This window comes from Tullyiplasma multilocale ATCC 49900 (assembly GCF_000483165.1).
Taxonomy (GTDB): domain Bacteria; phylum Bacillota_I; class Bacilli_A; order Mycoplasmatales; family Mycoplasmataceae; genus Tullyiplasma; species Tullyiplasma multilocale.
Map to the genome: position 1 here is coordinate 118724 of NZ_KI519557.1, position 21876 is coordinate 140599.

Sequence of the window (21876 nt, forward strand, 5' to 3'; positions counted from 1 at the left end):
ATTTATGTTAAATAACGAGTTAGAGCAACAAAAAGAAATATATAGCTATAAATTGTGAAGACATAAATTTGACTTCGCTGAAATCAATAAAAGAAACTATCATAAAATCATTAGAGATTACTTCAAATTATCTACTAAAAAAATTACTGTTTTAGCAATGTTATTAGCAATTGAAGTGGTGCTTACAGCAGTTACAGGGAATATAATGCGTTTAATTCCTTTGAATGGATTCTTCGTTATTGAATTTTCTTTCTTCATGATCTTGTTGATTCTACTGGCAACTAATTTATTCTATGCAATGCTCATCTTCTTGGCTTCTACTTGAATGAGGATGGGAATAACGGGAGCTGAACCTGTTGGACTTATTGCTATGACAATTACAGATGGTTCTTTCCTTTTGTTATTCGCATTTTTAATATTTCTGATTAAATTTTTCCTTGTAAGAACTAATAATACAAGAGAACAAAATATTAAGTTCATAAAGTATTCAAACATAGTTATTTTATTTGTAATGGTTATCGTGGTTTCGGGAATTGGTGTTTTAATCAATTGAACATTTATCTTAAGTATGTATGGAATACCAGATGAGGCTTCAGGTGCTATGTTATGACCGATATTCGGATTTAACATTTTGAAATATTCTTTGAATGCAATAATATATATGTCAATGTACAAGGCAATGATTGGTTTGGTTAATATTTACAAAATATAATTATTTATAAAAATTATAAACAAAGTCTTTTATTTAGACTTTTTTTACTTTATAATTTTTATAAATAAGAAAAGAGATGTATTATGGGAAAAAATAAAAATCCGAAGGATTTGCTAAATGACCTAAAAAGGGATTTGGCAATTGATCCATTAGAAGAAAAAGACATTGAAGCTGTAGAGCATAGAGTAGAAGACCATTATCATGGTAAACATCACTTTGATAAATTTGGTAATCATGATGATATAGATGAAAATGAATTCAAACCATCTCACTACTTCAAAATGACAAAGAAAAATTTAACATTTAAAATTGCTTTAACAGCAGTTATGTTAGCTCTCGCAATTGCTGTTAGTGCTTTAGATATGTTATTAGAATCATTTGCAATTCCTGTAGGGGATCAAGTATTTATTCAAACTAGATTCCTTGATATTGCAGTTATCTTATCTTCAATTGCAGTATTGGGTCCACTATTTAGTGCTATTGTTGGTGGGATAGTTCCAATAATTCATAATTTAATGCATGGTATGGTTCATGGATGAGTCCAACCAATTACTGATATCTTTCAAAATATTGCAATTGTATTTATTGTTTGATTTATCTTTTATATATTGTTTAAAAACTCTCCAATCCATAGAGATGACAACAAGAAAGTTTACAATTTCAAAAGATGAACTCCAAGTGTAATTATTGTGCCAATTGTAGCAATACTAGCAACAGCAATGTTTGTCTTAGCTTTATACATTCAACAACAATTAGCACCTGGTCACGATGATGATTTAATCAGAAGCGCCATTCAAATGCGCCATGAGGGTCATGACCATGAAGGGGAAATCTCTTTTGGTAATATTAACACTTCAGTTGTATTTGCAATCTTTGGATGAAATGTCTTGAGGTATGCAGCAGCATATGTATTGTTTGCTTTAATTGAAGGAAGAATGCGTCCAATCAATCATAGATACAAGTAAAAACACGTAATGTGTTTTTTTACTATAAAGTAAGTAAAACACTGCGTTTTTGTTATAAAATAATATATGTAATTTGTGGGGTGTACTATGGGGGAATTTGTATCAAGAAGTCAAAAATTTGCCGATCAGATTTTATCCACAAATAATGAGATTACTGAATTAAGAGATAGACGTGAACGTAACGAATACCTATCTGGTGTTATGGAAATATTAAAAGAAATTGATTCTAAATATTTCACTGAAGTTTATGAAAATGAAAAGAGTAAAGTTGATTTAGGAAAATTTTATTTAGGGACTGATAAATCAAAGGAAATTATTAATCCAGAGATTATCAAAACTATAAAAGATCATTTAGAGGAATTAGAAGTGCTAACTCCTGATATCGATTTGTCAGATGATGATAAAAGAATCAGAAAAAACTTTTTAAATAGTGAGCAAAAATTCTTTACAGATATTTTCCAAGAGATATACGATGCTATTTTAAATATCGAGAACACAACAATTGAAAAAGTAAAAAATCTAGAAGATAGAAATAAAGAAAAGAAAACAATTGCTAAAAGTGCAGTAACAAAAGTTGAATATGAACATTTATCAAATAAGTTGAAAGAAAAGTCCGTTCCTGAAATAACAAAAAGAGCAAAGACTAGAACAATGCATGAACTTGTTGATTTGACTAAGAAAAAAAACAAATACAAAATAAATATTAAGTGATTTGTAATTATAGCTCCAGTGTTAATTTTAATAATGCTAGCAGCTATTATAGTTCCAATATTTATTTAATAGAAAGAGGTAATTTATGAGTGAAAAAATTATAGTTGCTGTTGATGGAACTTCTGGTTCTGGTAAAACAGCTACATTCAAAGCAGTAGCTGATGAAGTTGGATACGAACTTGTTGACACTGGTTTAATGTATAGAGCATTCACTTTACTAGCTCTTCAAGAAAAGATAAATTTGGAAGATAAGAATGAGATAATTAATCTTTTAGATAAATTTGATTATCAAGTTAAAGATGGTCAAGCAATCTTAAATGGAGAAGAAGTAACAGAGCGTTTACAAGAAAATGATATTGTTAAATATATTAACTTTGTGACAATTGTCCCTGAAGTTAGAGAAGTTATGGTTCAAAAAATGCGTGACTTAGTAATTGGTGGAGGTTATATTGAACTGGGTAGAGATATTACATCAATTGTTCTACCAAATGCTGATCTTAAGATATATTTAGATTCTTCTGTTGAAGTAAGAGCAGAAAGAAGACATAAACAAAATCTTGAAATGGGGATTACAGATCAAGATTACGAAGGTATCAAACAAGCTATCATCAAAAGAGATGACACAGATAAAAATAGAACAGTTGGACCATTGGTTCAAACTGAAGATTCTTGATACATTGATAACTCATCATTAGAATTTGATGAAGTTGTAAAAATGATTGTAGAGAAAATAAAAGAAAAGGAAGGTAAATAGTATGAGAAGAAAAGGTATAGTTGCTATTGTTGGTAGACCAAATACTGGAAAATCATCATTATTCAACAGGGTTATTCGTGAGAAGAAATCAATCGTTGAAGATCTTCCTGGAGTAACAAGAGATAGAATTTATGGAAGTGCTGAGTGATTAACTCGTCAATTCATTATTGTTGATACTGGTGGAATTACTTTAGAAGATCAACCATTTGCAAAAGAAATTAAAATGCAAGCTGAAATCGCGATGGAAGAAGCTGATGTTATTGTTTTCTTACTAAACCACCAAGAAGGTTTAAGAGAAGAAGATAAAGTTATTGCTAGAATGTTGTATAAAACTAAAAAACCAATTATTGTGGCAGTTAACAAATATGATAAAAAAGGTTTAGAAACAGATGCGTATGAATATATGTCATTAGGATTGGGAGAACCAATCATGACATCATCAACTCACGGTATTGGAATTGGGGATTTACTAGATAAAATTATCCATGAAATGCCAAAAATTGAAGATAGAGTTGAAGATGATAGAACTCGTCTAGCTATTATTGGTAAACCAAATGTTGGTAAATCATCATTGGTTAACTCATTAGTTGGAGAAGATAGAATGATCGTATCTGATGTTGCTGGAACAACACTTGATGCTGTCGATTCAGAAATCCAAGTTAATAACAAGAAATATACCTTAATTGATACAGCGGGTATTAGACGTAAAGGTAAAATTTTCCAAAACGTAGAAAAATACAGTTACCTAAGATCACTTACAACTATCAATAGTGCTGACATTGTATTATTGATGATTGATGCTTCATTACCAATTACAGATCAAGATACTAACATTGGTGGATTAGCTTTCGAAGAAAGAAAACCTATTATTATTGTTGCTAATAAATGAGATTTAGTAAGTAATAAAGAAAAAGAAATTCTTAAAAAAGAAGAAGAAATCAGAGGGTGATTCAAGTACTTACAATATGCTCAAATTTTATTTATTTCAGCACATGATAAAACAAGAATTGGGAAAATCTTTGATGCTGTAGATCACATCAAAGAAGGATTAGATAAAAAAATTAAAACTTCTGTGTTCAACGAAGTTTTAAATAGAGCTCAATTGATTAACCCAGCTCCAAACCACAATGGTGGAAGATTAAAAATTTATTACGGTTCTCAAGTTGAAGCTTATTTACCAACATTTGTAATGTTTGTAAATAACCCAACTTATGTACACTTCTCATACAAACGTTTCTTAGAAAATCAAATTAGATTACAATTTGGATTTGAAGGGGTACCGATCTCACTAATCTTCAGAGAAAGGAAATAATTAACATGAAAAAAAATATTACAATTATCGGAACAGGAGCTTATGGAACTGCATTAGCAAACGTTTTAAGTGATAATGGTCACAATGTTGTTATGTTTGGGATTGAAGAATCTCAAGTGAATGACATCAATATAAAACATGAAAATAACACTTTCTTTAAAGGTATTAAAATTAATGAAAGAATTAAAGCTACTACTGATATAGCAGCAGCTTTAGAAAATACTGAAATTTTAGTTTTAGGAGTTCCTTCATTTGCTTTTAACAAGGTATTATCTGATGTTAAAACATATGCTAAGAATGAAATGATCATTGTTAATACAGCTAAAGGTTTAGATGAAGAGAACTTAGATTTATTATCTAAAGTTGTTAAAAGAGAACTTGATGGAACTGGTTTAATGAAATATTATGCAGCATTATATGGACCATCGGTAGCTATTGAGGTTGTTGAAAGAAAACCAACAGCTTTAATGATGGTTGCAGATGACATTAAAAATGCAGCTGAATTATGTGAAGTATTTACAAATGAATATTTCTATGTTTATCCAGGAGATGATATTCCGGGATGTGAAATTGGAGCAGCTTTGAAAAACACGGTGGCAATCGCTGCTGGAATCTTTAAAGGGTTCAATGCAGGAGATAATGCGCAAGCCTCATTAATTACAGTTGGTGCAAATGAAATGTATTTAATTGCCAAAGAATATGGTGCAAAAATGGAAACTTTCTTAAACTTTGCAGGACTTGGAGATTTAATTCTTACTGCATCATCTGAAAAATCACGTAACTTTAGATTAGGATTAGCAATCGCTGAAACTGGAGATGCTAAAGTTGCTATGGAAAGTTTTGAATTTACAGTTGAAGGAGTAGCTTCAGCTGAAATTGCATACAAGATGTGTGAAAAATATAAAATAAATTCGTCACTTTTTGATATTATTTATCAAATTATATATAATAATAGTAGACCAATCACATTAATTAACAATCTTTTTAAAGGTGTTAAATTGGTTTAGATTAAACACAAAAATCAAAAAAGAAAAAGAGGATCATACATATGACTAAAAAAGAATTAATTGAAGAAATTCTTAAAAATGAAGATATTTCTAAAGCTCAATGTGAAGGTATTGTTTCATCAGTATTTGAGCAAATTGCTAACGAATTAGCAGCTGGAAACGAAGTTTCAATCGCTGGATTCGGTAAATTCGCAATCAGCGCACGTGCTGCTCGTGAAGGTATCAACCCATCAACTGGTGAAAAAATCAACATTGCAGCTTCAAAAAGTGCTAAATTTAAACCAGCTAAACAATTAAAAGAATCATTAAATAAATAATAAAAATGATTTAAAATAAAGTTGCATATTAAAAAGCAACTTTTTTTATTCAACAGGAGGATGAAATGCTATTAGACTTAATGAAAAAGGGAATTGTTTCGAAGAGAAACATCTTATTAACTAACTACAAAAAGATTGGTTTAACTGAAAATCAAACTATGATAGTTATGATGATTATGACTTTGAGTGAAGATGACAAGAAGTTCATAACTCCTAATGTTTTATCTAAACAAATGAATCTTTCAGAACAAGATATTGAAGATCAAATTGAATTATTAATGGAACAAGATTTAGTAAAAGTTACGTCAAAAATTATTGACTTTTCTCCATTATTCCAAAAAATCGCAATCATTGAAGAGAGCGGATATATGGCTTTGGAAAATGAAGATTTTGTTCAATTTGTGAAATCAAAAATAGTTATTTCAGACCCTGAATTAGCTGAACTTTCTAACATGATAAATGTAAGTATCTCCGAAAATAAATTAAGAGAAATTATTAATCATGAAAATGTAGTTGACTACAAAGATCTTAAAAAGAAAATTTCTAAAGAGTTAACATCTAAACCTAAATCTATTACAAGATTTAATTGAATAGATAATTAAGAAATTTTAAATAATCCAACTTTAGATGACTATCTAAATAGAGTTGATATGAATTGATGTTAAATCATTCATATGGAACTCTATTTTTGTTTTCTTTTACATAATTCGCAATTTTATCAAATGAAGTTAAATAAAATTCATCATAATTGGCAAAATAAACTATCATAAAGGCTATTCCTCCATGTTGTCTTACAAGTGTTAGTTTTTTGATTTGATTGGGCCTGAAGGCCTTGAAATCAAATCATTCTTGATAAGTTTCTTTGGCCTCAAACTCAAAGTAATGATGTTTATAAATTCCGATATAATCGCAATTAAAATTAGCTTTAAAATTCAAGTTCTTTGAAGGATTGGTGAAATAAACACCAGGTGATATATTACTAACTACACATATATCTTCTTCAAGATATTTTTGGTGAGTGATGTTTAAAAGTGATTCTAAATATTTGCCTTTGTTTTTTAATGGATACATAAGTCCTCCTCATATATTATTAGGAAAAAAATGATAATATTTACTTAAAGGATGATAATTATGAAGACAAATAAATTTACAAGTGAAGATATTAGAGATGCAAACTTCTTAACAGAAATTAAGGGTTACAAGATGGAACAAGTCAATGATTTTTTAGATGATGTTCAAAGAGATTACATTCACTTCATTGAAACTATTAATATCATGAAAGAAGAAATTATAGAACTTAGAAAAGATAAGAACAAATCTGAAAAAGAGATTGATGATCTTACTAACCAAGTTCAACACTTACGTAAGGAAAGACATGAAGCTGTTAAAAATGAACTAGCAGATTCAAATGTTATCCAAAAAATTAATAGAATTGAATCAGCAATCGCGGATATTGCTAAAAAAATGAATAAATAAAGAAAGATAAACTAGGAAAATAAGGTAAAATCAATTAGAGGTTTTGAGGGTCAATCGCTATATCTGAAAAATGATATAGAGGAAACTCCACGCTTGCACAACCTGCGATGGTTGTAGTGATTATGCTAGTCGAAAAAATAAGACTAGGCAGTATGAAAATATTGACGGCATAGAAGAGCCTAAGGGAAACTATGGTGAAGCTATAAAGTGCCACAGAGACGAATAAAGGGAAACCTGGAAATGGAACGCGGTAAACCCCATAAGCAAGAAACTCAAATTTTGGTAGAGGAGCTTGTTTGACAGAATTGAATGTCAAATAGGAGCAGCAATGCTAGATAGATGGTTGACGCTGGCAACAGTACAAAACGTGGGTTATTATCAAAATCTCATCTTATTTTTTAATAGTTTGTGGTGATACAAACATGGATAAAAAGATTACAAAGCTTTTTAAGAAACTTGAAGCTAGACATTTAACGATGTCAGCATGTGAATCATTTACAGGTGGCGCATTTTCAAATGCTATTACAAATGTTAGTGGTGCATCTAAAGTTTTTAAAGGATCATTTATAAGTTACCAAAACAACTTTAAAACTAAAGTTGTCAAGGTTAATAAACGAGTTATTAAAAAATATGGTGTAGTTTCTCAGCAATGCGCTGAAGAGATGGTTATTAAGACTAATAAAAAATTAAAAACTCATGTATGTGTGAGTTTTACAGGAAATGCTGGACCAAGTGGTCTAGAAGATAAACCGGCTGGTGTTGGTTATATTTCAATATGATTTTTGGGGCTAATTGAGTCTTACGAAATCAACCAACCAACCCTAAATAGAGAAGAGTTTAAAAACTTTGCTGTTGAATTTGCAATAAATAAATTAAATAAAATGGTAAATTAATTCAAAAAAATCCTAATACTTAATGGAGGTATTATGGAAATTAAAAATACTAATATTAAAGGAGTTTCTAGAATGAAAGATAACGAAAAAGATATTTGACAAAATGAAACTCTTAAAGATGTTATGAAAAACATTGAAAAGTCATTTGGTAAAGGTGCAATTATGAAATTGGGAGAAGAAGAGAATCTTAAACTTGGAGTTATTTCTTCAGGTAGTTTTCTAATTGACCAAGCTATTGGAATTGGTGGATATCCTAAAGGAAGAATTATTGAAATATATGGTCCTGAATCTTCAGGTAAAACAACTTTGGGATTACATGCAATTGCTGAAGCTCAAAAACTTGGTGGAACGGCAGCATTTATCGATGTAGAACATTCTTTAGATCCAAACTATGCAAAAAATCTAGGCGTTGATATTAAAAATATTTTAGTATCACAACCCGATAGTGGAGAGCAAGCACTCGATATTTTAGAAATGTTAGTTAAATCGCAAGCTATCGATATCGTTGTTTTAGACTCAGTAGCAGCCCTTGTTCCTAAAGCAGAGTTAGATGGAGAGATGAGTGATCAATCAATCGGATTACAAGCTCGTTTGATGTCTAAAGCTCTAAGAAAGTTGAATGGTATCATTTCTAAAACAAATACAGTGGTAATATTCATTAATCAATTGAGAGAAAAGGTTGGTGTAATATTTGGAAGTCCAGAAATTACTCCAGGTGGAAGAGCATTGCGATTCTATTCTTCTGTTAGACTTGAAGTTAGAAAAGGTGAACAAATTATTACTAATGGTGAACACACAGCAAATAAAGTTAAAATAAAAGTTGCTAAAAATAAAGTATCTTCACCTTTCAAAACCGCTTTAATTACAATCAATTATAATAAAGGGATTAATCGTAAGGCTGAGATTGTAGAATTAGCTGGTCTTTATAATGTGCTAGAAAAATCTGGAGTTTGATACTCATATAAAGGTGAGAAAATTGGACAAGGTAAAAATCTAGTGATCGAGTGAATGGATAATAACCCGGATAAATTTAAAGAAATTGAAAATGAACTAATTAATAAAATGAACAAATAAAAAAGCACGGCTGTGCTTTTTTATTTGTTATTTCATTTATTGATTAGATTATCAGTTGCAGATATAACTTTATCTTTGTTAACAATTTCTCTGGCCACATTGTTAAAGATGATGTCAGAAATCATTAGCTGGGCTATCTTGGAAGAAATTGCTGAGTATCTTTGACGTTGATCAATAGTTTTAAATAATATTTTGTAGTCTGGTTCAAATATTATATTCGTAACGGAACTTGTGATCAATGCCACTGGGATATTAGACTCATGACAATGATCTAATAAAAAAACTATCTCACGATTTTTACAAGATTTAGAATTGATGATTACTAGCGAATCATTGTTCATTAGTACAATGTTTTCTAAAATTTTATGAAAATCAGATTCGTATATAGAGTTGATTCCCATTTTTTTAAGATTGATATCAAGTTCTTGACATGCTAGTGCTGATGAACCTGTACCATAAATCATGACTTTATCTGATTTAATAATTTTTTTAGTAATTCTCTCAATCGCATCGAAATCTAGGATATTAGTACTTTCGATAATAGAGTAGATGTTATAAGTTTTAATGTTATCTACAAGCTCACTGATTGTAGTTCCTCCAGTTATTGCATATGTACTACCAACTGCACGATTTTTTTGATTAACATAGAATTGCAACTCTTTGAAATTTTTGAAACCCATTTTTTGAGCAAAACGTGATGCTGAAGAGACTGAAACACCTACTTTTTTTGCAATCATCTCGATGCTTAATTCCAAGAATTGTTCGGTGTGTTCGTTTATGAACCGAATCATTTTATTTTTTGTTGAATTATCTTTTAAATCAGAATTACTTTGCGAAAATATTTCTCTACTCATTTTGTTCCTCCAGGATAATTAAATTTATTTCCATTTAATTATCTAATAAGAGAAAAAAAATTCCACATTTTGCCTTTAATTTGCCTAAATAAAAAAAACTAGCCTTCATCAGAGAATAATATATAAGTGAAAGATATGAGAAATGAGGGTTATATCATGAAAGTTATTAAATTAAAAAATGAGCAAGAAGTTGGTTCTAAGTCAGCTGAAATATTGGCTAACAGAATAAAGGAAAACTCTAAAATCGTTTTGGGGTTAGCAACTGGTTCAACACCGATTCCTTTATACAATAATCTAATCGACAAATTCAAAAATAAAGAAATTGATTTTAAACATACAACAACATTCAATCTAGATGAATACTTAGGATTAAAACCAACGGACATACAATCATACAGATATTTTATGAATGAAAAGCTTTTCAATCATATTAACATTGATTTAGAAAATACATTTATTCCTTCTGGAGATGCAAATGTAGATCCTAGTCAATACGATGCTTTAATTGAGAAACATGGTGGAATTGATTTACAAGTTTTGGGATTGGGGGTTAATGGTCATATTGGTTTCAATGAGCCAAATACACCATTTGATTCTTTAACATCAATTGTAGAATTAACTGAATCAACAATTGAAGCCAATTCAAGATTATTCGATAGAAAAGAAGATGTGCCATTGAAAGCTGTATCAATGGGACTTCAATCAATTATGAATGCGAGGGAAATTATTTTATTAGCAACTGGTAAAAATAAAGCTGAAGCCATAAAACAATTGGTTGAGGGTGAAATTTCAATAGAATGACCATGCACAGTTCTCCGAAGACACGAAAATGTAACGGTTTTAATTGATGAAGAAGCTGGAACGTTGTTATCATAAAACCTATATGAGTTCGTTAAAGTTTTCATATGGCAGATTTAGTGTTGAAAAATGAGGAAAATAATAAGGAAAACGAAAACATGACCAGGAAACAACATCTGAATTTTTACTTTTTAAGTTACTATGGATATATTTTCCATTCATCGTAAATTGTTTTCCATTCAATGATTGTCATCTCAATGTTTAACTACTTTGTAAGTTCTAGTATTGTGAATATAAGATATATCAACACACGTATGAAGTGCATTAGAGCTTATTCAACCAGGATTCTACCTCTCACTAGTATATTGATATATAATAGAAAAAAAGGTTAATTAAAATGGGAAATGAAATAGTTAAGAAAATTGTTGCTAGAAATATGGGTGGGCATAAAGATGTAAAAATTACCAAATTATCTGGTGGATTATTACATGAAGTGCTTCTTTTAGAGACTAATGATCAAAGCAAAGTTTTGAAGTTACTAAATCAAGAAATTATGCAAAGAGACGGAGTTTTTGTCAATTTTCAGAAAGCGGATTACTTAGAGGAAATATTGGTTGAAAATAATATTAGTCTTGTTCCATCTTTAAAATTTAATTCAAAGAAAATGCAAGAAATTGATGGCAGATATTACTATTTGTATGAATATATAAATGGGACTTATAAACAAAGTAAAGATTTGAATGAAAATGATGTTGAAAAGATTGCTAAAATTTTGGCTAACATTCATTCAATAAAGGTTAACGATAATGCTGAGTTCACAAGTGAAAAAAATATTCCTAAATACCAATGGGGAAAATACATAGATGTAATTAAAGAGAAAAATAACGATCTTTATTTAAAGTATATTTCTATAATTGAATATCTATCAAAAGTTGAAAATGAAATTGCAGCCGCTTCTTTAGATATTCCTGAGATAAACACTATTTGCCATAATGATCTTCATGTAAAAAATGTATTATGGGAAAATGATAAACCATTGATCATAGATTTAGAAACGCTGAGTTTGAATAATCCTTATATAGAGATTTTTGAAACAGCTTTATATTGATCTGGATTTGATGAACAAAGTATTGATTACAATAATTTGAGTTTGTTTATAAAACATTACAGAGACAATTCTTCTATTAGGTGAATAGACTTTCAAATTATTGCCAACTATATTTCTGGAAGGTTTGACTGGCTGGAATACAACATAAAGAGGGCCTTTATATTGGACGTTGACGAAAAAGAAAAAGAAATTGGTTTCAAGGAAATTGGGGAGACTATCGATAAAATAATATATTTCGAAAAACAAAAGACTTCGATTGTGAAAGTGTTTAACGATGGTGAATGTTAATTAGTTTAAATTGCTATGAAACAAAAAAGGAACCAAGGTTCCTTTTTTATTGCTTTTCAATTGGTTAATCGTAAAAAGTATTTTTAATCTAGTTATCTTTTAAATGCAAGATTTCCTTCAACGATTGTCATCTCAACATTTAAATTTTTATCAAGTACAACTAAATCGGCTAGTTTACTAATTTCTATACTTCCTGTTGTGTCAAAAATACCCAATTGTTTGGCGATATTTACTGAAGTCATCTTAATTAGATCTGTCATTTCTATGTCACAAACTTCCTTATAAGTTCTTACATTGTGGTCATAAGTAGCTCCAGCTCCAGCTAAAGCACCATTAGATGTTAATTTAACTGTAATGCCATTTTTAATAACTTCTAAGTCTCCGATTTTATAATTACCATCTTCTAAACCTTTTGCATTCATAGCATCGGTAATAATGGCGATTTTATCTGGACCTTTGTGATCAAAAATTAATTTTAAAGTTTCAGGCATTATGTGAACCCCATCAGAAATTACTTCACATAGTACTTCTTCATGGTTTAAAGCGGCCGTTGCAAGTCCTGGTCTTCTTTGATCCACACCACTCATCCCATTAAATAGGTGGCATACCTGACGAACACCTAAGTTGAAATCTTTCTCAAATTCACTAGCTTCCATATTTGAATGTCCAATATTTGGAAGAATTCCATTTTCTAAACAATAGGCTGTAAAACTACCATCTTGTAATTCACCGGCAAAAGTTATTATTTTTAAGTTATCACCACTTAAATCATTTCATCTCTTTGCTAACTCAATATTTGGAGCCATTAATAGTTCTGGATCATGTGCACCTTTTTTATCTGGTGAAATGAAAGGTCCTTCCATATGCGCACCCATACAACGTGCACCAACTGGATTTTGGTTTTTCATGAATTCACCAAATTCAGAATAATATCTATCATTATCAACAACACTGTTTGAAACAGAAGCTTGATAGTACTTTGTAATACCTTCACGAGTTACATTTTTAGAAAAAATAGCAAAGCGTTCTTTATCACCAGTTTCAAAATCAACTCCATATCCACCATGAACATGACAATCGATAAAACCAGGCATTATTCAGTTTCCCTTAATATCGATTCCTTCAAGTTTGGTATCGCCTTCAACAATTTCCTTGATAATGTTTTCTTCGATAACAACATAACCATTTTCTATTATTCTGTCTTCAAGTACTATTTTTGCATTTTTTAATAACATGTAATCACCTCTATACCTAAATTATATATTTGCATAAAAGAATTGAGACACCTTGTAACTAATAACAGTAAGAATATATGAAAGTTTTTTCCATAGGTATTCTTTTGAAGAAGATAAAAGAATATAATAAAAAAGTACAGTGATATGTACACCACACTTTTCCTAATAGACATAGGAGATTAGGAAATGACAGAAATTATATTTATTGTGATTTTGACAATCGCATTAATTGCTGCAATTGGAATAATTTTATATTTAGTGCTCTCAAAAAGCCGAAAAATTAAGATTGAACAAATTTCAAAAGAAGCAAACAAACAAAGAAAACAAATTCTCGCTAATGGTTATCGAGAAATAAATGATCAAAAAGTAACGTTTCAAAAAGAAAAAGAATTTGAAATGTTAGAAATTACCAATGAAAAAAACAGAATTAAAAATGAAATGATTTCTATTGAAAAAGATAGAGAAATTTTAGAAACAAAAGAAAGACGTTTAGAAGCTAAAGAATTCGATCTTGAAAAAAGAAGTAAAGATTATGATTTGAAAACTTCTGAAATCATTTCAACTTTAGAAAACATCTCTGGTTTTAGCAAGACTGAAGCCAAAGATTTACTATTGAAAAAAGTCGAAGAAAAAGTTTCAAAAGAATTAAGTTCATATGTTAAAAATGCTGAATTAGTTGCTCATGCAGAAGCTAAAGCAAAATCAAATATGATAATAATTGGAGCTATGGAAAAATACGTAACTGATGTTGTAAATGAAAAAACTTCAAATATTGTTAAACTTCCAAATGACGAGATGAAGGGAAGAGTTATCGGTAAAGAGGGACGTAATATTAAAGCCTTTGAACAATATGGCGGAGTTGACATTGTTGTTGACGAAACACCAGGTATTGTAACTGTATCTTCTTTCAATCCAATCAGACGTGAAATTGCTACTAAGACACTTGAAAAATTAGTAGTAGATGGAAGAATTCAACCTGTAAAGATTGAATCTGAATTATTAAAACAAGAACAAGAAATTGAAAACATTATCATTGAAACTGGATATACAACTATCCGTGAATTAAATATCAAAGATATGGATATCAACTTAGTTAAATTAATTGGTAAATTAAAATACCGTACAAGTTATGGTCAAAGTGTATTGCATCACTCTATCGAAGTTGCTAAATTAGCAGGAACTATTGCTGCTGAATTAGGATTAGATACAAAGCAAGCTATCAGAGCGGGATTACTTCACGACATTGGAAAAGCTGTGGATTTTGAAGAAGAAGGAAGCCACGTAATTCTGGGAGCAGAAGCTGCAAAAAAATATGGAGAAAGTGAAGTTGTTATTAATACAATTGAATCACACCATGAGGATGCACCAAAAAATAGTGAAATCGCTGTAATTGTTTCGATTGCAGATTCTATTTCAGCTTCAAGACCTGGAGCTAGAAATAACACTATTTCAGATTTCATTTCAAGAATGAAAGAAGTTGAAAAAATCGGGAATGCAATTCCTGGAGTTAAAACAACTTATGCATTACAATCTGGAAGACAAATTAGAGTAATTGTAGATCCACTAGAAGTTAGTGATGAAGAGTTATATACAATTGTTGAAAAGATGAAAGAAGGGATTCAACAAGCTGTTGTTATTCCCGGAGAAATTACTATTACAGTTATTCGTGAAAAACGAGAAATTAGAGTAATTAAATAAAATAAGAGAGCAAAGGCTCTTTTTATTTCGGATAAAAATATAATATGTTTTATTTCTACTGTACATTGTTTATTATGTTATAATCAACGAATGTACTTGTGATTTGAATTAATTTTTTTATCCCAATTATAATAGAAAGACGAAGATAAAAAATGACATTCAAAGAATTACAATTAAATGAAAATATTTTAAAAGCCTTAGAAATTAACGGCTTTACAACACCAACAGAAATCCAAGAAAAAGCGATTCCTGTTTTCCTTAATGGAGGAGACTTATTTGGTAAATCATCAACTGGGACAGGGAAAACTGCTTCATTCGTATTACCAATCTTAAACCAACTTGACGTTAAATTAAAAAAAGTTCAAGTAATCATTCTAGCACCAACTAGAGAATTAGCTATGCAAATTGTTGACCAAACAAGAAAATTTGGATCAAGAATGAACGGGCTATCAATTGCACCAATTATTGGTGGAGCAAAAATGAGCGATCAATTAAATAAATTAAGAGACGCACAAATCGTTATTGGAACACCAGGACGTGTAAATGACCACTTACAAAGAGGATCATTAAGATTAGGAGAATTAAGAACAATTATTCTTGATGAAGCTGATGAAATGCTAAAAATGGGATTCAAAAATGAAATCGATGCAGTATTTAACCGTGCTCCTGAAGATGTTCAAATTGGATTATTCTCAGCAACAAACACACCTAAAGTTATGCAAATTGCTGATAACTACATGAAAGATTATGAATTAGTTGAAATTAACAACGTTATGAAAGTTAATACAAACATTTCTAATACTTTTGTTTTCACAAAAGGAATTAGTAAAGAAGACTTAATCTTAAAAGTATTTGAAAAACACGAACCTAAAAGAGTTATTGTTTTCACAAACACTAAATCAAACACTGACAAAATTGCTCAAAACTTAAAATCAATTGGAGTTAAATCTGTAGTTATTAATGGTGATAAACAACAATCACAAAGAACTCGTTCAATTAAAGCATTTAAAAACAATGAAGTTCAAGTATTAGTTGCAACTGACGTTGTAGCTCGTGGAATTGATATTGATGGAGTAGATTTCGTTATTAACTACGATATCTCAAGAGAAAACGAAGCTTTTGTTCACCGTATCGGTAGAACAGGACGTAACGGAAACACTGGAGAAACAATCTCATTCATCCAAAACCAAGGTGTTCTTAACCAAATTAGAGACATTGAAAAAGAATTCAAAATTACTATTGATGAAATTGGATATGAAGAATATGGTGTAGAAAAAACTCAAGGTGGTTTCGGTGGAGAACGTTCACGTGGTAACCGTGGTGGAAGAAACCAAGGTTCACGTGGTGGATCTTATGGTGGGAACTCACGTGGTGGATCTTCAAGAGGGGGATCTCGTGGAGGTTCTTCTAATGGTGGATCTCGTGGAGGTTCTTCAAGAGGAGGTTCACGTGGTGGATCTTCAAATGGTGGATCACGTGGTGAATCATCAAGAGGCGGAAGTGAATTCGGAAGATCATCAAATGGATCAGGAAGAAACAACAACAAATCAAGATCAAACAGTGAAAACTCATTCAGTAATAGAGATAGAAGTGAAAAACCGAAAAGAAAAGGCAAATCAAATTCTAAAACAGCAACTGGAATTAAATGATAAAAAACTAATTAGCACAATCGTTGAATAAGCGATTGTGTTTTTTTGTATAAGACTTGCAATATAAGAAAGTAAATAAAAAGCTTAATACCGATAATTTGATCATTTTTTTAAGTATCATTATTTAAGATAGAAGAGGTAATAAAATGGGTAAAAGAAATAGCAGTCGCAGTTTAAATGGACGCATAAATGAAGATGAGGTAATTGCTCGTTCATTAGCTGATGATTTCATAATCAGTGATGAGGATTTAAAAACTCGTAAACAAGCTTTTGAAAAAGTAGCTCATTGATCTAAAATTGGAATCTTTTTATATAGCGCTACTATAGCTATTGCTGCAGTAATAATTTTCATATCTTCATCTGTTATGTGGGGAGCTAATGTGGATTTTGAAAGGGATTTCCAACTTACATTTAGTGCTGGTTTTTTTGCTTTTGTTTTAGTTTTGTTTACGATACTACCTTTGATGTTTTTGATCATGAACAACAAGAAAAGGGTTACTGAAAACATCTTTTATAGTCGATATGCCAAACGAATGTTTGCCAATGAGTTTTATGTCGGACTTGGAGAGTTGCTTCTAGCTTTTGGAGTTTTAGCTTTGGGAGTAAGTACTACAAATACAGGAATGGGTATATTTTTCATAATAATTTCAGTTTTATTGGCTGGACTATTCATTTCTAAGATGGTTTTCTTGGCTAAAAAAATGCTTGTAATTAATTCAATAATTAAACTTGCAGAAAATAATAAATTTGAACAAAATAACTTCAAAGAACTAACGAGTTCGCAAAAGTCAATCTTGATGAGATTTAAGAAAGTATCTATTTATTCACTTGCGGTTGCTTCGTTAAGAATATTGTGTTCACTTATGATTGGTGTTTATTTGGCTATTAAAATTGGAATATCATTGTCTGAATTTGACGTTATTTTTGGTTTTTTCGCAACTGAATTACTTATACATGGTGTGATATCAATCATTATGACATATCAATCAATAAAAATAATGACCGCAGATGCAAATGTTAGACAAGCTACTAAAATAAGAAATACAGCACATAATTTGGCAACAACTCAATTAGTATATGGGGTGTTGACGCTCTTAAGCGGAATAGTGATGTTCATTACAAATGTGATGTTTTCAAATAATGGAACATCAGCTGTTGAAATGTGATTAGAATCTATCTTATTAATTGTTATTGGTATTGCATGCTTATTTTGTTATAAGTATTTCATCAAAGACATTAGAAGTGATAGACTTGATGCAATCATAACAAGTAAAAAAAGATTTGTATTTTCTAGAAAAAAATCTATTTCAGATTATCAAAAGGTAATGAAAACTGTTGATGAAGAAGAATATGTCAATCCTCGTTCTGAGGCTCAAACAAATGGAAAAATTGACCCAATAATATCTTTCAATTCTAATAAACATAGTGATGTTATTTCTCAAGAGACATCAACAATTGAAATAAATGTGAATCAAAATCCAAATGATATTCAAGATTCTGTAATAGAACAATTATCTGATTTAGAGTTATTGGCAAAACAACGTAGAATAAAACTTAACGGTCAAACAAGTGCTCAAGTAGAGGTTGAAGAGACTGAAGAGGAATATGAAAAACGCCAAACTATAAACAAAGCTAATCGTAAAAGAGCTGTGGCTAAACTAAGGAAATTTTCAATAATAGGTATTAGTGCTTTGATTGCAAATATAATAGTTTTAATTGCAAATATTGTTGTATCAATAATTAATGAATCGTATGAATATTTTGTGATGGAATTTGGTTTTGTCATGCTGATACTATTTACTGGTGCAGTTCTTATAATGTATTTAACTATATTCTTTGATAAGAAAAAGGGTGACATACAACGATTAAAAACTTATCGAGCATTGAATATAATAATTTGAATTCTTGTAGGACTTTTTGTGTTTGTTGTCCCAGTTACTTTAATGATGGGTGAGGAAGCTGAAGCAATGAATGCTAGTTCGACATTGTATTATTTATTTTTAGTTTTAGAAATTGGTATTTGTGCTACATTGTCATTTGTTGGGGCAAAGCAGGCAAAAATTCTAAAACGAGTATAATTTACTTCCATAAAATTATTTAAACTTCTTCAATATGTTTTGAAGAAGTTTCTTGTTTTTTACAAGCGAGAATTAATTGGGTGAATGGTTATTATAAAACATGAAAATTAGTATTATAATAGTAGAAGAAGAGGTAAATATGAGCAAATATGCTGAAATACATGAACCTGTTAAGACGTATAACAGTCAACTAAAACACGAGGCCGAATTAGCTATTGATCAATTTTTTGATAAGTTAGTTAAAGAATCCAAAGTTGATATTGAACAAAACAAAATTACAGTTTCTAAAATCAATAAAAAAGAAGACCAAATTGACAAATTACAAAACAATCTTTCAAAACTTAGATCTTGAAAAATTTTAATGATAGTTTTAAGTGTGCTTTTTAGTATTTTCTCTATTATTGCAACTTACTTGTTGTGTAAAGAGTGAGAGTCGTGAGAGTCTTTAACCAAAGGGTTATTACTAGGTGGAGTTATTTTAGCTGTTGGTTTAGTTATAACTTTCATTATTTTAATTACAAAAGTAGTTAATCCCAAAATTAGAGAAACTGATTCTGAAAAGAAAAAGAATGAGGATAAACGTGATAAATTGATAGCTGAAGCTTATGGTGAAATGCACAATTTGAATTTAGCTTTTGAATGAAGTGATACACCAAGAATTATGAGCAAACTTTTACCAATCGTTAAACTTGATTCTTTTGTTACTAAAAAACGAATGCAACAATTTACCGATCGTGGTCTTAAAAATTTGACAGCTGGACTTGATGAGACGTTTATCTTTGCACAATCTGGAACAATTGCTGATAATCCTTTCTTAATCACTAAGCAATTAAACCATCATGTAATAACAAAGACTTATACAGGGACTTTGTTAATCTCTTGAACCGAATCTTATACAGATTCTCAAGGGAAAAGACAAACAAGAGTTAGAACACAAACATTAGTAGCAAACGTTTTTAAACCCTTTCCTGAATATTTTGTTTCAAATGATTTCATTTTCGCTAATGATGCTACACCGAAATTAAATTTTTCAAGAATCCCAAATTCTGCTAAAACAACAGAAGGAAAAGGTTATGAAAAATTTATTGAAAAAGGCTATAAGAAGATTGATAAAAAAGGTGTTAAAGCAGTCAAAGAAGGAACATCTTTTAATGCTATGGCAAATATGGAATTTGAAGTTATGTTTAATGCTTTGGATAGAACTGACGAAATTCAATTTAGACTTTTATTCAGTGCGCTAGCTCAAGAACAATTATTAGATTTAATGAAAAATAAAGAAGAAGGATATAATGATAATTTTGAATTTATCAAAAGAGGGAATTTAAACTTCTTATACTCTGAACTTTTAAATAGTAATTTATTGCCAAGTCCGGATATGCATATTTCATATGATTTTGAAGTTATCAAAAAAAGCTTTGTTGATTTTAATAACAATTTCTTCAAGAATTTATTTTTTATCATTGCACCAATATTATCAATACCAATGTATCAACAATTTAAAGTTGATGATAAGTATGATTTTGATGAAAAAGATGAGATGGATAATGTCCAACTTGAAACCATTATTAACTCTTTTGATCGCAGGTTACTAGAGAACCCTAATTCAATGACAGATAGTATCTATAAGGTAAATCCGATTAATAATCAATTCAATAATCAAGAATTAGAAGTGTTATCAATGTCTTATGAGGGTTATAGTAGAGTTGACTTTGTCCCTACATGAGGAGGAGATGGAAGATTACATAGTGTTCCAGTCCCTTGAACAGAATACATAGCAGTTGATAATATATCAAATGTTTTAGTTTCAAAAGGAACAAAAATATCTAGAAGAGATTTCTACAATAAAACAGATGATAGTAATCCAGAAATCAGAAATATTTTTAATGAAATGAATATAAATTCTGATCATTTAAAATTAGGTAATGGTTATGTATCGATAATTAAAAATGATAATAACTCTGCCAAAATTTATGATTATTTAAATAACATCTTAAGTGTTAAAAAATAATTGTATAATTAAATTAATAAATAAAAAAGGAGACCAATATTATGGCAAATGAATTTGATGAATTAACAGGTCCTGTTAACCAAGAAGGACGAGATATTAATGTAATTGAAAAACAATTGAAAATGGAAGTAGGAACAGGTTCACTAGTATTTGAAATCTTCTTATGAGTATTATTTATTATTCCTGGAATTATTTTTACAATCAAAAAAATCCAAGCAAGAAACTACTTAGCTAGTTTACAACAAAGAATTAATGGTGCAGCTTCAGAATTAGATTCAATTATTGAACAAAAAGTTATTATTTTAAGTGACGTTGTTAACTTAGTTAATCGTTCAGTTGATTTAGATAAATCAACTTTTATTGAAATTGCTAAAGTTCGTTCAGGTAATAAATTTGATGATATCCAAAGAAATGAAATCCAATCACAATTAGATATCAACCAAAGAAATATTAACTTAGCTTTTGAAAACTACCCAGAATTAAAATCTCAAGATACTATTATGAATGCTATGCAACAAAATAGTTACTTACAAAGAGAAATTACTGCCGGTAGAACAAACTACAATGATTTAGTAACTACATGAAATTCAAAAGTAAACCAATGACCAACATATAAAATTGTTGCTGCTAAAAATGGTTACACAACAAGAATTCCATTCTCAACTTCAAGTGAAGTTAAACAAAGAGCAAGAGAAACATTCTTCTAAAATTAATCCAACCGAAAGGTTGGTTTTCTTTTGTAAAAAGGACACTTTTATATTTTTTCTCCTAATACTTAATGAGATAAAGTGAAAAGATATTTTTTATTGGTTACTAATTTGTATAAGAAAATATTGTTTTTCCCAAACTACAAATCATTGATATACTAATTTTGTAAATGAGTGAAAATACGATTTGCTTCTATCTTAAGGAGCTAATATGAACAAAACAACAAATAAA

The 21876-nt window shown here is 29.8% G+C and carries 21 protein-coding genes and 1 other RNA gene; 19 read left to right on the forward strand and 3 right to left on the reverse strand.

Features of this window, described 5'->3' with window-relative positions:
- Nucleotides 1-4: 4 nt before the first annotated feature.
- The 8 genes from G319_RS09850 to G319_RS0103540 all read left to right on the forward strand — a co-directional run bounded on the left by G319_RS09850 (nucleotide 5) and on the right by G319_RS0103540 (nucleotide 6380).
- Complete coding sequence (locus G319_RS09850; protein WP_026389694.1) at nucleotides 5-712, forward strand: ECF transporter S component; 708 nt, start codon at nucleotides 5-7, stop codon at nucleotides 710-712.
- Between the two features lie 83 nt (nucleotides 713-795).
- Nucleotides 796-1677 (forward strand): ECF transporter S component, encoded by an 882-nt coding sequence (locus G319_RS0103510; RefSeq protein WP_026389695.1) that lies wholly within the window; start codon nucleotides 796-798, stop codon nucleotides 1675-1677.
- A gap of 87 nt (nucleotides 1678-1764) precedes the next feature.
- The gene (locus G319_RS0103515) at nucleotides 1765-2457 is read left to right on the forward strand and encodes a hypothetical protein (RefSeq protein ID WP_026389696.1); all 693 of its coding nucleotides are present in this window, start codon (nucleotides 1765-1767) and stop codon (nucleotides 2455-2457) included.
- Between the two features lie 16 nt (nucleotides 2458-2473).
- On the forward strand, nucleotides 2474-3142 hold the full coding sequence (gene cmk / locus G319_RS0103520) for a (d)CMP kinase (protein WP_026389697.1): 669 nt from the start codon (nucleotides 2474-2476) through the stop codon (nucleotides 3140-3142).
- 1 nt (nucleotide 3143) lies between these two features.
- Nucleotides 3144-4454: a ribosome biogenesis GTPase Der gene (der, locus tag G319_RS0103525; protein WP_026389698.1), complete on the forward strand. Its 1311-nt coding sequence runs from the start codon at nucleotides 3144-3146 to the stop codon at nucleotides 4452-4454.
- Between the two features lie 5 nt (nucleotides 4455-4459).
- Nucleotides 4460-5461, forward strand: coding sequence for an NAD(P)H-dependent glycerol-3-phosphate dehydrogenase (locus G319_RS0103530; protein WP_026389699.1), 1002 nt, complete (start codon nucleotides 4460-4462; stop codon nucleotides 5459-5461).
- A 41-nt stretch (nucleotides 5462-5502) separates the two neighbouring features.
- A complete protein-coding gene (locus G319_RS0103535) occupies nucleotides 5503-5778 on the forward strand; it encodes an HU family DNA-binding protein (RefSeq protein WP_026389700.1) in 276 nt (91 codons plus the stop codon).
- 65 nt (nucleotides 5779-5843) lie between these two features.
- A complete protein-coding gene (locus tag G319_RS0103540; protein ID WP_026389701.1) occupies nucleotides 5844-6380 on the forward strand; it encodes a DnaD family protein in 537 nt (178 codons plus the stop codon).
- On the opposite strand, the gene G319_RS0103545 is transcribed toward G319_RS0103540, so the two are convergent.
- Complete coding sequence (locus G319_RS0103545) at nucleotides 6361-6849, reverse strand: Holliday junction resolvase RecU (RefSeq protein ID WP_026389702.1); 489 nt, start codon at nucleotides 6847-6849, stop codon at nucleotides 6361-6363. The genes G319_RS0103540 and G319_RS0103545 overlap by 20 nt on opposite strands.
- Nucleotides 6850-6909: 60 nt before the next feature.
- Here G319_RS0103545 and G319_RS0103550 point away from each other — a divergent pair, with 60 nt between their 5' ends.
- The 4 genes from G319_RS0103550 (at nucleotide 6910) to recA (ending at nucleotide 9221) form a co-directional block, all read left to right on the forward strand.
- Nucleotides 6910-7254 (forward strand): DivIVA domain-containing protein, encoded by a 345-nt coding sequence (locus G319_RS0103550; RefSeq protein ID WP_026389703.1) that lies wholly within the window; start codon nucleotides 6910-6912, stop codon nucleotides 7252-7254.
- A 42-nt stretch (nucleotides 7255-7296) separates the two neighbouring features.
- Nucleotides 7297-7634: RNase P RNA component class B (gene rnpB, locus G319_RS05000), an RNA gene on the forward strand.
- Nucleotides 7635-7676: 42 nt separating this feature from the next.
- The gene (locus G319_RS0103555; protein WP_035358869.1) at nucleotides 7677-8147 is read left to right on the forward strand and encodes a CinA family protein; all 471 of its coding nucleotides are present in this window, start codon (nucleotides 7677-7679) and stop codon (nucleotides 8145-8147) included.
- A 33-nt stretch (nucleotides 8148-8180) separates the two neighbouring features.
- Nucleotides 8181-9221, forward strand: a complete 1041-nt coding sequence (gene recA, locus G319_RS0103560) for a recombinase RecA (protein ID WP_035358871.1) — start codon at nucleotides 8181-8183, stop codon at nucleotides 9219-9221.
- A 20-nt stretch (nucleotides 9222-9241) separates the two neighbouring features.
- Here the strand turns inward: recA and G319_RS0103565 are convergent, their stop codons facing one another.
- Complete coding sequence (locus G319_RS0103565) at nucleotides 9242-10075, reverse strand: MurR/RpiR family transcriptional regulator (RefSeq protein WP_026389706.1); 834 nt, start codon at nucleotides 10073-10075, stop codon at nucleotides 9242-9244.
- A 156-nt stretch (nucleotides 10076-10231) separates the two neighbouring features.
- On the opposite strand from G319_RS0103565, the gene nagB reads away from it, so the two are divergent.
- Nucleotides 10232-10951 carry a glucosamine-6-phosphate deaminase gene (nagB, locus tag G319_RS0103570; protein ID WP_026389707.1) on the forward strand — a complete coding sequence of 240 codons (720 nt, stop codon included), beginning with the start codon at nucleotides 10232-10234 and terminating at the stop codon, nucleotides 10949-10951.
- A 319-nt stretch (nucleotides 10952-11270) separates the two neighbouring features.
- Nucleotides 11271-12269, forward strand: coding sequence for an aminoglycoside phosphotransferase family protein (locus G319_RS0103575; RefSeq protein ID WP_026389708.1), 999 nt, complete (start codon nucleotides 11271-11273; stop codon nucleotides 12267-12269).
- A 92-nt stretch (nucleotides 12270-12361) separates the two neighbouring features.
- On the opposite strand, the gene nagA is transcribed toward G319_RS0103575, so the two are convergent.
- Nucleotides 12362-13504 carry an N-acetylglucosamine-6-phosphate deacetylase gene (nagA, locus tag G319_RS0103580; protein ID WP_026389709.1) on the reverse strand — a complete coding sequence of 381 codons (1143 nt, stop codon included), beginning with the start codon at nucleotides 13502-13504 and terminating at the stop codon, nucleotides 12362-12364.
- 186 nt (nucleotides 13505-13690) lie between these two features.
- Between nagA and rny the strand changes: the two genes are divergently transcribed.
- The 5 genes from rny to G319_RS0103605 all read left to right on the forward strand — a co-directional run bounded on the left by rny (nucleotide 13691) and on the right by G319_RS0103605 (nucleotide 21644).
- Nucleotides 13691-15202, forward strand: a complete 1512-nt coding sequence (gene rny, locus G319_RS0103585; RefSeq protein ID WP_026389710.1) for a ribonuclease Y — start codon at nucleotides 13691-13693, stop codon at nucleotides 15200-15202.
- A 152-nt stretch (nucleotides 15203-15354) separates the two neighbouring features.
- Entirely contained in the window at nucleotides 15355-16854 is a 1500-nt protein-coding gene (locus G319_RS04765; protein ID WP_051350883.1) for a DEAD/DEAH box helicase, read from the forward strand.
- A gap of 143 nt (nucleotides 16855-16997) precedes the next feature.
- On the forward strand, nucleotides 16998-18929 hold the full coding sequence (locus G319_RS09855) for a hypothetical protein (RefSeq protein WP_026389711.1): 1932 nt from the start codon (nucleotides 16998-17000) through the stop codon (nucleotides 18927-18929).
- 139 nt (nucleotides 18930-19068) lie between these two features.
- A complete protein-coding gene (locus G319_RS09860; RefSeq protein ID WP_026389712.1) occupies nucleotides 19069-20937 on the forward strand; it encodes an MAG1210 family protein in 1869 nt (622 codons plus the stop codon).
- Between the two features lie 41 nt (nucleotides 20938-20978).
- On the forward strand, nucleotides 20979-21644 hold the full coding sequence (locus G319_RS0103605; protein ID WP_026389713.1) for a LemA family protein: 666 nt from the start codon (nucleotides 20979-20981) through the stop codon (nucleotides 21642-21644).
- Nucleotides 21645-21876: the final 232 nt, after the last annotated feature.